This is a genomic window from Acidocella sp. C78 (assembly GCF_907164655.1).
Genome location: NZ_CAJQZK010000001.1, coordinates 297,628 through 313,964, shown reverse-complemented (window position 1 = coordinate 313,964; position 16,337 = coordinate 297,628). Strand labels below are relative to the sequence as shown.

The following is a 16,337-nucleotide window of genomic DNA, read 5'->3' as shown; positions in this document are numbered from 1 at the left end:
GGCTATGGACTTCCGGGCCAGCCGCACTATTGGTGAGAGATACGATGAGGATGGCGTAGATGAAGCTCAGGACCTCCCTGTTGATCATGGCGACCTTTACGGCGGGGGTCGGCGTTGGAATGGTGGATCCGGTTATCCACGGCGCAGTCGCCGGTACACCGCAGAACGACGAAACCTATCGCCAGCTTGGCCTGTTCGAAAATATTTTCCAGCGGATCAAGGCCGACTACGTCGTGCCGGAATCATCGAAAAAACTGGTCTATAACGCGATGAACGGAATGCTGAGCGGGCTCGACCCGCACAGCGCCTACATGAACGCCCGCCAGTACAAGGACATGACCGCCGAGACATCGGGCCAGTTCGGCGGTCTCGGGATCGAGGTTTCCGAGGCGGGCGGATTCATCAAGGTGATCAGCCCGATCGATGGCACGCCGGCCGCCAAGGCGGGCATAAAGCCCGGCGACCTGATCGTCGCGATCGACGGCAAGCCGATGATCGGCATGACGCTGGACAAGGCGGTCAATCGCATGCGGGGCCCGGCGGGCAGCAAGATCGAACTCACGATCAAGCGTGCGGGCGTCGACAAGCCTGTCCACGTCACCCTGACTCGCGCGATCATTCACGTCCAGGCGGTCAAGACCGCGCTCTACGGCGATGTCGGCTACCTGCGCCTCGCCAGCTTCTCCGAGAACGCGAACCGCGACATCCGCCGCGGCGTGGCCAAGCTGAAGGCCGAAGGCCACGGCAAGGTGAATGCCTATATCCTCGATCTGCGCAACAATCCCGGCGGCCTGCTCGACCAGGGCATCGCCGTGGCCGATGATTTCCTCAATACCGGCGAAATCGTGTCCACCCATGGCCGCCATCAGTCCGACGACCAGGTCTGGTACGCGCATGACGGCGACATCACCGGCGGCAAGCCGATCGTCGTGCTGGTGAATTCCGGCACCGCCTCGGCCGCTGAAATCGTCAGCGCGGCCTTGCAGCAGAACCGCCGCGCGGTGGTGATGGGAACCCGCACCTTCGGCAAGGGCTCGGTGCAGACCATCTTCACCATTCCTGGCCATGGCGCGCTGCGGATGACCACCGCGCTCTATTACACACCCTCCGGCAAGTCGCTCCAAGATTACGGCGTCGAACCCGATCTCGTCGTGCATGAAACGAACAATCCGAAGGATCATTTCCCGAAGATCCGTGAATCGAACATGCCGCACGCCTTCCGCAATCCTTCGGGCCTGAAGGCGCCGATCCTGCCGCCCAAGCTGGTGCTGCCAGCGGTTGCGAAAACGATCGCGGCGCGGCCACCGGTGGGCTGGCCCAAACTCGAGCTGAAAAAGCCGGGAACCGACTATCAGTTGCAGATGGCTCTGAAGCTCGTCCGCGCCATGGCGGCGCCGAAGAGCGGCACGACGCACTGACCAATGCGCGCGATCCGAATCGCGCGCTCGGTCGGGCGTTTCTGGGCGGGCACTGGCCTTGCGACTGTCATCGGTGGCGCGATACTGGCCGCACTGGGGCCGCCGCAGCCGGCAAAGCCGGCCCGGCCCGAGCTGGTGCGACATCTCTATCATGGGGCCATCCCGCCGCCCAACCCGAAACTGCTGGTGGCATCCCCGGCCAATCCGGCATGGATGATCCCGCGGCAATCCGGCAAGACCAAGCCGATGGCGTATTACGCGGCCCCGGCCCATCTTTCCAACGGGCTGCATCGCGTGGCCATTCTCGTCGGCGGTATCGGTGAGGCGCTCAAGCCCAGCCTCGATGCCGTTACGTCGCTGCCGCCCTCGGTTTCGCTGGCGCTCACGCCCTATGGCCCCCATGCGCAAGACGTGGCGGCGGCAGCGCGCAAGGCGGGGCACGAGACGCTGCTTGGGCTGCCGATGGAGACGAGCCGGGAACCTACCGTGACCGAGGGCGACGAGGCCCTGCACGGCAGCGAGCTTGATTCGGTCAACCAGAGGCGGCTTGACTGGGCACTTTCCCGCGCGGCCGGCTACGCAGGCGTCACCGACGAAATCGGGATGACGACCGATGAGACATTCCTGTCTCAGGCCATGAACAGCCAGTGGCTCGGCAAGCATCTGCAAACCACTGGCCTGTTCATGGTGACCGCATCGAGGGGGTAAAACTCCCGCCCGGCATCCCTGGCCGTCGAGCGGATGTGGTGATCCATCCCGAGATGAGCGGAGCGGACCAGTTGCAGTCCCTGAACCAGCTGGCGGGTGTCGCCGTCGTTCAGGGCAGCGCTCTCGGCGTCATTTCGTCGCCGACGGCAAGCGATATCGACATCCTGACGAAATGGTGCGCCGGCCTGAAGGCGCAGGGGCTGGTTCTCGTGCCGGTGAGCGCCCTGATCGCGCCGCGGAAGACAAAATGACGGAGACAACCACCCTGCCCTACCGGCACAATGTCGGCGCCGCGGTGTTCAACCGTGCCGGTCGGGTGCTGGTCGCCCGCCGGGCCGATCTCGGCCGCGATGCCGCCTATCAGTGGCAGCTGCCCCAGGGCGGCATTGACGAAGGCGAAGATCCCGCTGCCGCCGTGCTGCGCGAGCTGGACGAGGAGATCGGCACCGCGGCGGTCGAGGTTATCGGCGAAATCGGGGATTGGCTCAGCTACGACTTTCCGCCTGAAGTGGTGGCGAAATTCGGCGCCCGGCATCGTGGCCAGAAGCAATGGTGGTTCGCGCTGCGGTTTGTCGGCAGCGACGAGATGATCCGCCTCGACGCCCACAGGCATCCCGAATTCGATGAATGGCGCTGGATCGAGCTTTCCGATATCCCCGCGTTGGCAGTGCCGTTCAAACGGCCAATCTATGAGCGCCTCGCGCGGGATTTCGCGCGGTTCGCCAAAACGGACGGAGCATGATGATGGGTGAGATGATCAACCTGACCGCCTCTTGCGGACACAAATTCCAGGCCTACGCCGCTGGCGACACCGCGGCGCGGCGTGGCATCGTGATCGTGCAGGAAATCTTTGGCGTGAATTCGCACATGCGGCAGATTTCGGATCACCTGGCCTCGTTCGGCTACCGCGTCATCACTCCGGCGCTGTTCGACCGGGTCGAGCGCGGCGTCGAACTCGGCTACGACGCTGAAGGACGCGACAAGGGCCTCGCCCTGCGCGCGGAAATCACGGAAGAGGCCGTGATGCGCGATATCGAAGCCTCGGCCGCGGCCCTTTCACCGCGACCCACCGGGATCATCGGCTATTGCTGGGGCGGCACAATCGCCTGGTGGGGCGCCACGCGGAGCAAGAGCTTCAAGGCCGCGATCGGCTGGTATGGCGGCGGCATCGCGGCCACGCGGTCGGAAAAGCCGAATTGCCCGGTGCAGCTGCATTTCGGCGCCGAGGACAAGGGCATTCCGCTCGCGGATGTCGAGTTGATCCGCAAGGCGCAGCCGGATGTCGGGATTTTCGTCTACCCGGGAGCGGAGCACGGCTTCGGTTGTCACGACCGCCCCAGCTTCAACCCCCGCGCCAACGAGATCGCCGAGCATCGCAGCCTCGCCTTCTTCGCCGAACACGTCGCCTGACGAGCGGCAGCCGTGAGCGCCGCGCGGCCCGGAGGGATTGAACCCGGCCGCGTGGCGTGCTGTTGAGGCGTCATGTCCGACGCATCCTCCGCAGACCGCATCCTCATCCTCGATTTCGGCAGCCAGGTGACGCAGCTGATCGCGCGACGCCTGCGCGAGACCGGCGTCTATTGCGAAATCTGGCCCTTCGACGCCGACCCGGCGCGCATGGCGGCCTTCGCACCTAAGGGCATCATCCTCTCCGGTGGCCCGGCGAGCGTCATCGAGGCGGTCGCGCCCAAACCCGCCGCCGGGGTTTTCGGGGCCGGCGTGCCGGTGCTCGGCATCTGCTATGGCGAGCAGGCGATCTGCGATGCGCTGGGCGGCGCGGTGGAAGGGTCTGACCATCGCGAGTTCGGCCGCGCCTTCATCGACATCGTCGAAGACTGCGCGCTGTTCGAGGGTGTCTGGGCCAAAGGCCAACGCGCCCAGGTCTGGATGAGCCATGGCGACCGGGTAACGGCGCTGCCGCCCGGCTTCCGCGCCGTGGCGGTGAGCGAAGGCGCCCCCTTCGCCGCCATCGCCGACGATGCGCGGCGAATCTACGGCGTGCAGTTCCACCCCGAAGTCGTCCACACGCCGGACGGCGCCCGCCTGCTCGCGAATTTCGCGCACAAGGTCTGCGGCCTTGCGGGCGGCTGGACGATGGCGAATTTCCGCGAAACCGCGCGCGATGCGATCCGCGCCCAGGTCGGCGCCGGGCGGGTCATCTGCGGGCTGTCCGGCGGCGTCGATTCCTCGGTCGCGGCGGCGCTGATCCACGAGGCGATCGGCGAGCAGCTTGTGTGCATCTTCGTCGACCATGGCCTGCTCCGCGCCGGCGAGGCGGACGAGGTCGTGCGCGTCTTCCGTGATCGTTTCAACATCCGGCTTGTGCATCGCGACGCGTCGGACCTCTTCTTCGCAGCCCTTGAGGGCGTTTCCGATCCGGAGGTGAAGCGCAAGACGATCGGCCGCCTGTTCATCGAGGTGTTCGAGGAAGAGGCGCAGAAGCTCGGCGGCGCGGATTTCCTCGCCCAGGGCACGCTGTATCCGGATGTGATCGAAAGCGTCTCCGCACGCGGCGGGCCCAGCGCCGTCATCAAGTCGCACCACAATGTCGGCGGCCTGCCCGAACGGATGCGGATGAAACTGGTCGAGCCGCTGCGCGAACTCTTCAAGGACGAGGTCCGTGAACTTGGCCGCGAGCTTGGCCTGCCCGAAACCATCGTCGGCCGCCATCCCTTCCCCGGCCCCGGCCTTGCGATCCGCATTCCCGGTCCGGTCGATCGCGACAAGGTGCGCATCCTGCAGAAGGCGGATGCGATCTATCTTGAGGAAATCCGCAACGCCGGCTTGTATGACGCGATCTGGCAGGCCTTCGTGGCCCTGCTCCCGGTGCGCAGCGTCGGCGTGATGGGCGACGGCCGCACCTACGACTTCGCCTGCGCCCTGCGCGCAGTCACCAGCACCGATGGCATGACCGCGGACGTGTATCCGTTCGACATGAATTTCCTCACCCGGGTTGCAGGACGGATCGTGAACGAGGTTCGCGGCATCAATCGCGTTACCTACGACATCACTAGCAAACCACCCGGCACAATCGAGTGGGAATGATTTAGGGCCTTTCGGCGGCATCCGCCAACAATCGAAAAATCGCACTAAACCACTGAAATAAATAAAAATACCTGTCAGGATCAATCGCCGTCATTTTGGAGGCAGCGCTCCAATTTGACGGCATCTCTGACGGTATCATCACCTCTTGCTCACGTCCAAAACTCGCGATACCGTCAACCCGTTGAGGTCGTTTGACGGTATTTTTTTCCTCGTAAGTCACTGATAAAAAGGGGGAAATAGAAAATACAGCCGTCAAAAAAGGCCTGACGGTATTTTTCTCAGAGGTGAGAGCGATGCTGACGGACGTGGCCCTTAAGAACCTGAAATCTAAAGAGAAACCGTATAAGGTGGCAGATCGCGACGGCATGTACGTCGTCGTCGCACCGTCAGGAACGGTCACTTTCAGGCTCGACTATCGGCTGAACGGTCGGCGCGAGACCGTCACTTTCGGCCAGTACGGCCCCGCCGAGTTATCCCTGGCCCGCGCCCGTGAGATGACGATCGATGCGCGGCGCTCGATCATGGAGGGTAATTCCCCCGCCCACGAAAAACAGCGTGCGAAACGGCGGATCAAAGAGGCGAAGAGCTTCGGCGAATTTGGGGAGAGGTGGCTTTCCACGGCGACGATGGCCGACAGCACCCGTGCGATGCGCCGAGCCATTTTCGAACGGGAGCTGGTCCCGACCTGCAAAAATCGCCTTCTGCACGAGATCACGCCTGATGATCTGCGAGCGCTTTGCGCGAAGATCGTCGAACGCGGCGCGCCGGCGACGGCCATCCATGTCCGCGACATCATCAAACAGATTTACGGCTTTGCGATTTTGCACGGGGAGAAGGTTGCCAATCCGGCCGACGAAGTCGGGCCGGCGTCGATCGCCACCTTTGTGGCAAAGGACCGATCGCTGTCTCCGACTGAGATACGCATCATGCTCAAGCAGCTTGAACATGTGGCCACGCTTCCTACGATCCGACTTGGGATGCGCCTGTTCCTCCTCACCATGGTGCGCAAGAGCGAGCTGCAGGACGCAACCTGGGACGAAGTGGATTTCGAGAATGCCGTCTGGAGCATCCCCAAAGAACGGATGAAGAGGTCCAAGGCCCACAACGTCTATCTGTCTCGGCAAACCCTCGACATCATGATCGCGCTGAAAACCTGTGCCGGGAATTCCCGCTACCTGCTGCCGTCGCGCTATGACGCCGATGCCCCGATGTCGCGGGCGACGTTCAATCGGATCACATATGCCGTTGTGGAGCGCGCGAAATCCGAGGGGTTACCCTTGGAGCCCTTCACCGTTCACGACCTGCGCAGGACCGGCTCCACGCTTTTGAACGAGATCGGCTTCAACAGTGACTGGATCGAAAAGTGCCTAGCGCATGAGGACGGCCGGTCGTCTCGCGGCGTCTACAACAAGGCGGAATACGAACCTCAGCGGCGGCACATGATGCAGGAGTGGGCGGATATCATCGACGCCTGGGTGGCGGGACGAAAACATCTCCCTGTTCTCATTCCGCCGTCGATGCCGATGCTGGTTCCTGACCCGGCGCTTTGACGGGGCGGCTTCGGCGCTTGCGGACGTCCGGGTGAGGCGCGCGCCGCGTCGAGGCGCTTTCCGTGGCCCGTCGGCGGTCGGCCAGCCAGGCTTCCACTTCGCTGAGATCCCAGACCACGCATCGGGTGGTGAGGGCAAAGCGGCGGGGGAATTCGCCACGCTGCTCCATCTCGTAGATGGTCGAGTCGGCAAGCGGCACGATCTGGCGCAGCTCGCCGCGGCGGATGGTCCGTTTGATGGATTGCTCGATCATCGCGGCCATGACGGTGTCTCCTTGATTGGCGTCTGATGCCAATGGAAACCGATAGTCGCTGATCATGGGAAGCGTTGAGTTGGCCGCGTAGTGCCGGGTGCGGCTCTGGCGTAGGAATCGGACGGTTGGCCGTCGGTGGAGACAACGCTCAACGAGCGACGGAAGCAAATTCGACTTTTTGCGGAGGGGTAAATCCCGCCAATCCAAAGCCTAGCATCTTTTGCTAAACTCTGGCAGGTTCTGCCATCCGTTCTGATGAGAGGGCCGGTCTATGCCGGACGAGATTCTAACGCTGCCCGAGGTCGCCATCTTGTTGAAGGTCGCTGAAAAGACGGTCTACACGATGGCCCAGAAGGCTCAGCTTCCGGCCTTCAAAGTCCGCGGTCAGTGGCGATTCAAGCGTGTCGACCTCGATCGGTGGATCGAGCAACAGAAGGCCGCGTCTCGCAGCGAGGGAGGAAGCTGAATGCCCACGCCCCTCGCATCACAGATTCAGGAAGTGCTGCCACGAACAAGGGACGCCTACTACAAGCTCGTTTTGGCGGTCGGGCCTGCCAGATCAGGAAAGACTGCAATGCTGACCGAGCTGGCGGCCCAGCACAGTTGGCCGCGCGTCAATGTCAATCTGCGACTTTCAGAACGGCTTCTTGAATTGACGCATCGTCAACGAGCCACGCGCGTCGCAAATATTCTCGACGATATGGTTCGATCGGAACAATCAGATGTGGTCCTGCTCGACAATATCGAGATGCTCTTCGCCGAGGAATTGGCGCAGGACCCACTTCGGCTTTTGCAATTTCTGTCGCGGAACAGAGCGATAATAGCCGCTTGGCCAGGCGGTTTCGATGGGGCGTGCCTCACCTATGCGGAGCCAGGCCATCCGGAGGCGCGCAGATATCAGACACCCCAAGCGGTGATCGTCAACGCCGGTGACAGCGATCAGGCCGAAGCGGAAACGCGCGGGGAGGAGATGGCATGAAGTATTCGGACCTCATTCAATTTGAACCGATTGAAACGGTCGTTCAGCTTCGCGAAGCGGATTCTGCGACAGACGCCCGCAGATTGGTTGAGACGTTCGTGATTTCTGACCGTATGGCCGAGCTGCTCGGGGAGTTGGTTTTTCCCCAATTGCAGTTCACTAAGCCGGCCGACAACAAGGGAATCCTTGTCGTCGGCAACTACGGAACGGGTAAATCTCACTTGATGGCCGTTGTATCGGCGATCGCTGAACATCCGGACCTCGCCGCACGGCTAACCAATCAAAAGGTTGCTCAGCAGGCCGCCGAAATAGCTGGCCGCTTTCGTGTGATCCGTGCCGAGATTGGGTCCACTACCATGTCACTGCGCGACATCGTTTGCTCAGTTTTGGAGGACGGCCTGAGTGGGCTGGGTGTTACCTACGAGTTTCCCTCCACCGATGACCGTCACGAAAACAAGTCTGCCTTCGAGGAGATGATGGCGGCGTTTCAGGCCGTTCATCCCGACCGCGGCCTGATCCTCGTTCTCGATGAACTGCTCGATTATCTGCGGTCGCGAGCCGATCAGGCGCTGAGCCTCGACCTCTCGTTCCTGCGAGAGCTTGGCGAGGTCTGCAAGGGGTCGCGGTTCCGCTTTATTGCCGGCGTCCAGGAGAGCCTGTTCGACAATCCGCGGTTCCAATTCGTGGCAGACACTCTGCGACGCGTGAAGGATCGGTTCGAGCAAGTTCGCATCGCCCGCGACGACGTCGCGTTCGTCGTCGCCGAGCGAATCCTCAAAAAGGATGCCAAGCAGCAGGCGTTGATCCGCGAGCATCTGAAGCAGTTCGCGCCCCTGTATGGCTCAATGAACGAACGGATGGAGGAATTCGTCCGCCTGTTCCCGATCCACCCTGCCTATCTCGACACGTTTGAGCGCGTTTATGTGGCCGAGAAGCGTGAGGTGCTGAAGACACTTAGCGCCGCCATTCGGCGCATCATCGACAACGACGTTCCGAAGAATGACACCGGGCTCATTGCCTACGATTCATACTGGGGTGTGCTCCGGGACAACCCGTCATTCCGATCCGATCCCGCCATCAAAGAAGTCATCGATCGCAGCGGCGTGCTCGATGCGCGCGTCCAGCAGGCGTTCACCCGGCCGCAATACAAGGCCGCCGCTATCCGGATCGTTCACGCGCTTTCCGTCCATCGCCTGACGACGGCCGATATCTATGCGCCGATTGGAGCCACGGCTGAGGAGCTGAGAGACGATCTTTGCCTCATGCTGCCGGTGCCAGAGAAGGACGCCGAGTTTCTGCGAACGCTCGTCGAAACCGTTTTAAAGGAGCTTCTTCGTACGGTCAGTGGCCAGTTTCTCAGCTTCAACAAGGAGAACGGCCAGTATTTTCTTGATCTGAAGAAGGATGTCGATTTCGACTCTCTCATCGAAAAGCGTGCAGAGACCCTCGGCGACGCGCAACTTGATCGATATTATTTTGACGCGCTGCGGCGAGTTGTTCTCGAAGATCCTGATGCTCCGCCCTATGTCACCGGCTATCGCATCTGGGAACACGAGATCGAGTGGCGGGAACGGCGTGCCGGCCGCAGCGGCTACCTGTTCTTCGGGGCTCCCAATGAGCGCTCGACGGCGCAACCCGCTCGCGATTTCTATCTATATTTCCTGCAGCCGTTCGATGCGCCGTACTTCAAGGATGAGAAAAAGGCAGACGAGGTCTTCTTCAAACTGAAGGACCGAGACGATGCGTTCGAACGCGCTCTTCGTCTGTATGCCGGCGCGCGGGAACAGGCTGCCGCTGCTTCGGGCAGCAACAAGAAGATCTATGAAGACAAGGCAACGGATCAGCTCCGCGCACTGACAGCCTGGTTGCGCGAGCATGTACCGACCGCCGTCGAAGTCGTGCATCAGGGGCGATCAAAGACGTTACTGGAGGTCGTTCGTGGCAAGCTGCCGCCGAACGCGACGGTAAGAGACTACGTCAACACTGCCGGTTCGGCGTTGCTGGCGCCGCATTTCGCGGATAAGAGCCCTGAGTACCCGATATTCAGCGTGCTGGTCACGCGCCAGAACCGCGATCAGGCCGCGCAGGAAGCGCTGCGTTGGATTGCCGGTGGCGTGAAGAGCAAACAGGGCTCGGCGATTCTGGACGCGCTGGAGCTGCTGGACGGCGAAACGCTGAAGCCGCGCAATTCGCGCTATGGCAAGAACGTGCTCGACGTTTTGAGCCAAAAAGGCCAAGGCCAGGTGCTCAATCGGTCCGAATTGATCGCCTCGGAGTCCGGCGTCGATTATTGGACCAAGTTTCGGATCGAGCCGGAATTTCTAAGTGTGGTTCTAGCCGCCTTGGTCCATAGCGGGGACATCGTCCTCAGCCTTGCCGGGAAAAAGATCGACGCGGCTGGCATCGACCAGTTCGCAAAGATCGGAATCGGAGAGGTCACCGAATTCAAGCACATCGATCGCCCGCGGGACCTGCCGCTCGGGCCGCTCCAGGATCTGTGCGATCTTCTCGACGTGCCAAAGGGGCTCATCGTCAATCCCGCAAACCGGGACGACGGAGTAGCCAAAGTTCAGCAGCGGGCGGCCGAGCTTCTCGGGAAGGTGGTCGCCTCACAGGCGCGCGTTGCAGAGCTGGTCTTTTGGGGCCGACCGATCCTGTCGGAGCAGGAGCAGAAGGATTGGAAGGATCGGCTCGGAAGTCTCAAGGGCTTCCTTGAATCCCTGCAGCCGTTCAACACGTCCGGGAAGCTGAAAAACTTCCCGCATGATTCCGCCGCTGTGTTGGGTCAGAAGCCGGCGATAGAGCTGGCTCGCGAGGTCGACGAGCTCGGCGTTCTCCTGCAGCAGACCAGTCCACTGACATCATATCTGGGCAAAGCAGAGGCGCTGTTGGATGCCAGCCATCCCTGGCAGGACACGGTGCGGACCGTTCGCGCCGATCTGACAGCCAAGATTGCCAGCCCGAAACAGCGTTCGGAGTCGGATTTCAAAAGGCTTCTCACTCAGACGTTGGGAGATCTGAAGTCGAAGTATCAGGATGCCTATCTGGCGGCGCATGAGCGTGCGCGCCTGGGCGCCAACGACGATAAGCGGAAGGCCGGCCTCGCGAAGGATTCGCGTCTGGCGCAGCTTCAGAAAATCGCCGGCGTGGACATGATGCCAACGCAGCAGCTGCGGGATTTCGAAAACCGGCTGTTTGCCCTGAAGACCTGTTTCCAGCTTAGCCGTCCAGACCTCGACAGCGATCCGCTTTGCCCGCATTGCGGCTTCCGGCCAGGGGAAGAGCCTGCTGGTGGCGCGACCTCGAAGAAGACTCTGACGGACCTGGACGGGGTGCTGGATGCGTTGGTTCGCGGCTGGACGGACACGCTCCGTTCCAACCTCGAAGATCCCACAGTGTCTGCAAATATTGAACTTGTCAGCGATGCCGCCGGCAAGGGAGAACTCCAGAGCTTTCTCAAGAGCAAGCAGCTTCCTGATCCAGTGAACCCAGCCTTTTTGAAGGCTTTGCAGGAGGTGCTGAGCGGGTTGCAGAAGGTGACGTTCGGCAACGCGGCACTTCAAGTGGCCCTGTCCGAGGGGGGGCTACCGTGCACCGTCGGGGATCTTCGCGAGCGGTTTGACCGCTACGTCGCCACTCTCACCAAGGGCAAGGACCTTTCGAAAGTCCGCGTGGTGATCGAATGAAGCTATCTCGATCCGCTTTGCTAGCCCGCATCAACACGTACGAATGGTCGGACCTCGAAGTGAAGGCGGCGCAGAACGAAGTTCCGCGCGATGCATTCGAGACGATATCGGCCTTCGCGAACACAGCAGGCGGGCATTTGGTTTTTGGGGTGCAGCAGCAGCGAGAGCACTTCGAGGTCGTCGGCGTCCTTGCCCTGGACAAGGTGCAGAATGACTTGCTCAGCGCGCTGCGCTCGCGCGAGAAAATCAGCTATCAGATGGTGACCAGCGACGACGTCATCGAGACGGAGTCTGGCAAGCTGCTCGTCTTCTATATACCGGAAGCGCCGCGCCAGCATAAGCCAGTTTACCTCAATGGCGACATCCGCCGAAGCTATATCCGGCGTGGCGCCGGGGACCAAAGATGCAACGAGGACGATATTCGGCGCTTCCTGAGAGCTGCCGGCGGCCCGTCGTATGAGTCAGAGGTTGTTGACCTCGACCTCGGAGCCAGCCTGGATGCGGCGACCCTGGAACGATACCGGCAGCGCTTCCAGGCCCAGCACCCCAACCACCCGTGCATCCCATATGATAATGCTCACTTCCTGGAGCATTGGGCATTGGCGGTCGCGCGTGAAGTCGGGCTTCGGCCGACACGGGCGGCGATCTTGCTGTTCGGCACCGGCGCCGCATTGCGCACGATGATGCCGCGGCCCTTGGTCGATTGCCGTTGGGCGGACTACCCGTGGGATGCACCGGCTCCGGAGCGGCGCTGGCTTGATCGGCTCGTCTGCGAGGAGAACCTCTGGACCTGTTGGGAACAACTGGCCGATCGCTACGCGCAGAACGCCTCCAAGCCATTCTCGATCGAACTGGGGACAATGGCGCGGCAGGATCGCCCGGAAGACTTCATTTCATTCCGTGAGGCGGCGATCAATCTCCTGATGCATCAAGATTTTGAAGAGACGACGCGGGCCGCCACGATCGCATTCCACCCAGACCGGGTGGTTTTCGAGAATCCGGGCTGCACGCGCGCGCACAAGGCCGATTTGCTTGAGCCAGGCGCCAAGGACGTCCGGAATCCTTTGATCGTCGCCATGTTCCGCCGCGTCGGTTTGAGCGAACAGGCGGGCACGGGAATTGGCGCGATCTTCAGCGATTGGCGCCGCCGCGGCAGGGTGCCGCCGGAGATCATAAACGATATCCCATCGTACAGCTTCCGCCTGTCGCTCCTGGCGAAGGAGCTGATGTCGGAGAGGCAGCTTCTATTTCAGGCTTCGCTGGGTGCCAGGCTCTCAGACGCCGAGGCGCACGCGCTGGCAATCCTGTGTGGCCAGCCGCAGGTCTCCTTGCCGGAATTTCGGGCTTCGCTTGGTATGGGGAGCGCCGACACGCTGGCGGTTCTGGCGCGCCTGGAGACGCAGGTGCTGGCGGCCCGGATCGAACGGTCGGACGGCGCATGCTATGAACTCGCCCAGCATCTCCGTGATCGCTGGCCCATCCCCGGCATGGCCAAGTCGACAGCAGGCAGCAGCTTGGTCAGTGACCAAGCCGCCGAGAATTCGGCGAGCTTAGTCAGTGACCAAGCTCGCGCGCGGGGAGAGAGTGGTCGCCGGCCGTCTCGCCCGGTTGACGAACTCACCGCGCAGCAGCGCCAGCTTCTGTCGGCGTGCGACACGCCCCGCCGCCAAACCGAGTTGATGGAATTGCTAGGCGTGACCCATCGTACCCAGTTTCGGACCTTCCACCTGCAACCCCTAATAGATGGCGGGTTGCTGCAGCCGCAGTTTCCCGACAACCCGCGCCATCCCAGACAACGCTACTCGCTTACCCCCGTCGGTGCCGAGATCGTTGGTCGTCAACTCAAGGCTGAGGTAGCTTCCAAATGACCACTAGGGGCAAATCACCTCGGACCGGCGAACTTTTCGTTGAAGGATCTGGACAACTCCGCTTGGTCGAAAAGTCAGCGGAGCAGCAGGTTCTGGAAAGGGGCAAGGTCGAATGCCTCGGGATGACATTTGATAGCGAAGACGCACGCCGGGCCTTTTTCACCGAGCGCCTTCGCGAGAAACTGACCGACCCTGAATTCAGGAAGACCCCCGGGTTTCCAAAGGGAGCCGACGAGGACATCATCCGGATGTCTGATCCGCCTTGGTATACAGCGTGTCCCAATCCCTTCCTGGCCGACTTCGTGCGCTTGTACGGTAAGACTTATGATCCGAAAGAGCGTTACGAACGTGACCCATTTGCAGTCGACACAAGCGTCGGGAAGACCGATGCGCTCTACAAGGCACACGGTTACCACACAAAGGTTCCGCACCTAGCGATCGTTCCCTCGATCCTCCACTACACGGATCCGGGCGATGTCGTGCTGGATGGTTTTGCTGGCTCAGGCATGACTGGTGTGGCTGCCCAATGGTGCGGTTCTGCACCGGCGGAGTACCGCAAGCAGATCGAGGCGGAGTGGTCGCAACAAGGGCAACCGAAACCAAAATGGGGCGCGCGCCGCGCAATTCTAAACGATCTCGGTCCGGCTGCCAGCTTCATCGCTGCGAACTACACATTGCCTTTCGACGTCGCTGCATTTTCCAGAGCCGCGGAACGCGTCCTTGCCGAGGTCGAGAAGGAACTCGGCTGGATGTACGAGACACTTCACACCGACGGAAAGTCCAAGGGCCGCATCAATTTCACGGTCTGGAGCGAGGTCTTCACCTGCCCGGAATGTGCCGGTGAGGTGAACTTCGTCGAAGAGGCTCTCGATCCTTCCACTAAGCGTGTCCATGATCACTTTCCTTGTCCGCACTGCAATGCTGAGCTGACAAAGAGCCGCCTGGAAAAGCTCTATGAGACAAGGGTCGATCCGGTGATTGGAAAGACCATCAAGACACCCAAGCGTCGAGCTGCCCTGATCGACTATTCAATCGGCAGCGCCAGGTACGAAAAGGCTCCGACACCTGCTGACGCTGCGGTGCTTGATCGAATAGCAGCCATGCCTTTGCCCGCGGAGGTGCCAACCCAACCACTGCCTTACATGCATATGACTCACGAGCGCGCCCGCATGGACTCCGCCGGCGTCACTCATGTGCATCACTTTTTCATGCCGCGTGCTGCGCAAGCTCTCGCATCCCTTTGGCGCAATGCCAATGCTGAACAAAACCGGCGTCTTCGGTCGATGCTTCTCTACTTTGTCGAGCAAGCCATCTGGACAATGTCTATCTTGAATCGATATCGCCCCACGGGATTTTCCCAAGTAAATCAGTATATGACTGGAGTGTACTACGTCGCTTCTCAGAATTCAGAGCCAAGCCCATGGTATGTCCTGGGGGGAAAGGCGAAGCGCCTAGGAACTACATTTTCAGGCCTTCGTAGCAGGCAATATTTTGTAGCTACGCAGACGGGCACCTGCGCCCTTATCCCGCTCCAACAGAACTCAATCGATTATATTTTCACGGATCCACCATTTGGCGAGAACATTTACTATTCAGACCTAAATTACTTAGTCGAAGCATGGCATCGAGTTATTACGGAGCCGGAGCCGGAAGCAATAGTCGATAAAGCGAAGAAGAAAGACGTTAACGACTACCAAGCGCTTATGCGAGATTGCTTCGATGAGTATGCGAGAGTCTTGAAGCCCGGCCGCTGGATGACGGTTGTCTTTAGCAATTCAGCAAATTCCGTCTGGCGAGCAATACAGGAGGCTATGGGAACCGCCGGCTTCGTTGTCGCGGATGTCAGGACTCTCGACAAGCAGCAAGGCTCCTATCGGCAAGTCACGAGCACGGCAGTCAAACAGGACCTTGTCATTTCAGCCTACAAGCCGACGGAGGCTTTGGCTGGGCGTTTTGCCCTAGGGGAGGCGTTGCCAGAAAACGCTTGGGCCTTCGTTACTGAGCATCTTGGACACGTTCCTGTTTTCTCCAGCGTGGCGGGCGTGGCGGATGTGATTGCCGAACGCACTGCGCAGGTACTTCACGATCGGATGGTGGCATTTCATGTTCAACGGCAACTGTCTGTGCCGCTTTCGACCTCGGAGTTTCTGTCTGGGCTGACCCAACGCTATCCCGAGCGGGATAGCATGTACTTCCTGCCGACACAGGTTGCTGAGTATGACCGCAAGAGAAATACCGCGGCCGAGCTTCGCCAGCTCAGCCTTTTTGTCATCGACGAGGCGAGTGCCATCCAATGGGTGCGTCGCGAGCTTCAGGACAAGCCGCGCAGCTTCCAGGATCTCCAGCCTGCATTCATGCGCGAAATCCAGAATTGGGCAAAACACGAGGAGACGGTCGAGCTTAAGGAAATTCTTCGTCAGAATTGTATCCATTACGACGGCAGCGGACCGGTCCCGAGTCAGATCCATTCTTACCTGTCCACAAACTTCAAAGAGCTCCGCAATCTCGCCAAAGAAGATCCCACACTGACCGCGAAGGCTGCAGATCGCTGGTACGTGCCCGATCCAGGGAAGCAAGGCGATTTGGAGAAGCTTCGCGAGAAAACTCTCCTGAAAGAGTTCGAGGCATATAAGCAAGCGAAGGAACGTAAACTGAAGATGTTCCGTACCGAGGCCGTTCGTGCGGGCTTCAAAGCCGCATATGACGGTCAGGACTACAAGACGATTGTCAGTGTCGCCGCCAAGCTTCCAGAAAACGTCCTGCAAGAAGACGAAAAGCTGCTGATGTACTACGATGTCGCGAGCATGCGCCTCGGTGATGAGTGAGGTGA

13 protein-coding genes are annotated in these 16,337 nt (G+C 60.7%); 12 read left to right on the top strand and 1 reads right to left on the bottom strand.

The genetic code is table 11. The features are described from left to right. The first annotated feature begins 59 nt into the window (after nt 1-59). The 7 genes from ACIDOCELLA78_RS98345 (at nt 60) to ACIDOCELLA78_RS98315 (ending at nt 6,721) form a co-directional block, all read left to right on the top strand. Nucleotides 60-1,418 carry a S41 family peptidase gene (locus tag ACIDOCELLA78_RS98345; protein WP_201727602.1) on the top strand — a complete coding sequence of 453 codons (1,359 nt, stop codon included), beginning with the start codon at nt 60-62 and terminating at the stop codon, nt 1,416-1,418. Nucleotides 1,419-1,421: 3 nt separating this feature from the next. Next, the gene (locus tag ACIDOCELLA78_RS98340; protein WP_283770799.1) at nt 1,422-2,126 is read left to right on the top strand and encodes a divergent polysaccharide deacetylase family protein; all 705 of its coding nucleotides are present in this window, start codon (nt 1,422-1,424) and stop codon (nt 2,124-2,126) included. Nucleotides 2,127-2,164: 38 nt separating this feature from the next. Beyond that, complete coding sequence (locus tag ACIDOCELLA78_RS98335) at nt 2,165-2,377, top strand: divergent polysaccharide deacetylase family protein (RefSeq protein ID WP_283770798.1); 213 nt, start codon at nt 2,165-2,167, stop codon at nt 2,375-2,377. Next, entirely contained in the window at nt 2,374-2,868 is a 495-nt protein-coding gene (locus tag ACIDOCELLA78_RS98330; protein WP_201727601.1) for an RNA pyrophosphohydrolase, read from the top strand. The genes ACIDOCELLA78_RS98335 and ACIDOCELLA78_RS98330 overlap by 4 nt, the downstream gene beginning before the upstream one ends. A 2-nt stretch (nt 2,869-2,870) precedes the next feature. Then, on the top strand, nt 2,871-3,536 hold the full coding sequence (locus ACIDOCELLA78_RS98325) for a dienelactone hydrolase family protein (protein ID WP_201727600.1): 666 nt from the start codon (nt 2,871-2,873) through the stop codon (nt 3,534-3,536). A 72-nt stretch (nt 3,537-3,608) separates the two neighbouring features. Further along, on the top strand, nt 3,609-5,171 hold the full coding sequence (gene guaA, locus ACIDOCELLA78_RS98320) for a glutamine-hydrolyzing GMP synthase (RefSeq protein ID WP_201727599.1): 1,563 nt from the start codon (nt 3,609-3,611) through the stop codon (nt 5,169-5,171). Between the two features lie 293 nt (nt 5,172-5,464). Further along, nucleotides 5,465-6,721, top strand: coding sequence for a tyrosine-type recombinase/integrase (locus ACIDOCELLA78_RS98315; RefSeq protein ID WP_201727598.1), 1,257 nt, complete (start codon nt 5,465-5,467; stop codon nt 6,719-6,721). Here the strand turns inward: ACIDOCELLA78_RS98315 and ACIDOCELLA78_RS98310 are convergent. After that, nucleotides 6,675-6,983 (bottom strand): AlpA family transcriptional regulator, encoded by a 309-nt coding sequence (locus tag ACIDOCELLA78_RS98310; protein ID WP_249674934.1) that lies wholly within the window; start codon nt 6,981-6,983, stop codon nt 6,675-6,677. The two genes, ACIDOCELLA78_RS98315 and ACIDOCELLA78_RS98310, sit on opposite strands and share 47 nt — an antisense overlap. 262 nt (nt 6,984-7,245) lie before the next feature. Here ACIDOCELLA78_RS98310 and mads1 point away from each other — a divergent pair, with 262 nt between their 5' ends. From mads1 to ACIDOCELLA78_RS98285, 5 genes are all read left to right on the top strand, one after another. Beyond that, nucleotides 7,246-7,440 (top strand): methylation-associated defense system helix-turn-helix domain-containing protein MAD1, encoded by a 195-nt coding sequence (mads1, locus tag ACIDOCELLA78_RS98305; protein WP_201727597.1) that lies wholly within the window; start codon nt 7,246-7,248, stop codon nt 7,438-7,440. Continuing rightward, the gene (brxF, locus tag ACIDOCELLA78_RS98300) at nt 7,441-7,953 is read left to right on the top strand and encodes a BREX-3 system P-loop-containing protein BrxF (protein ID WP_201727596.1); all 513 of its coding nucleotides are present in this window, start codon (nt 7,441-7,443) and stop codon (nt 7,951-7,953) included. Further along, nucleotides 7,950-11,639 (top strand): DUF6079 family protein, encoded by a 3,690-nt coding sequence (locus tag ACIDOCELLA78_RS98295; protein WP_201727595.1) that lies wholly within the window; start codon nt 7,950-7,952, stop codon nt 11,637-11,639. Before brxF ends, ACIDOCELLA78_RS98295 begins: the two co-directional genes overlap by 4 nt. A 17-nt stretch (nt 11,640-11,656) precedes the next feature. After that, entirely contained in the window at nt 11,657-13,507 is a 1,851-nt protein-coding gene (locus tag ACIDOCELLA78_RS98290; RefSeq protein ID WP_201727594.1) for an RNA-binding domain-containing protein, read from the top strand. A gap of 62 nt (nt 13,508-13,569) precedes the next feature. Next, entirely contained in the window at nt 13,570-16,332 is a 2,763-nt protein-coding gene (locus ACIDOCELLA78_RS98285; RefSeq protein ID WP_201727593.1) for a DNA methyltransferase, read from the top strand. Nucleotides 16,333-16,337 lie beyond the last annotated feature (5 nt).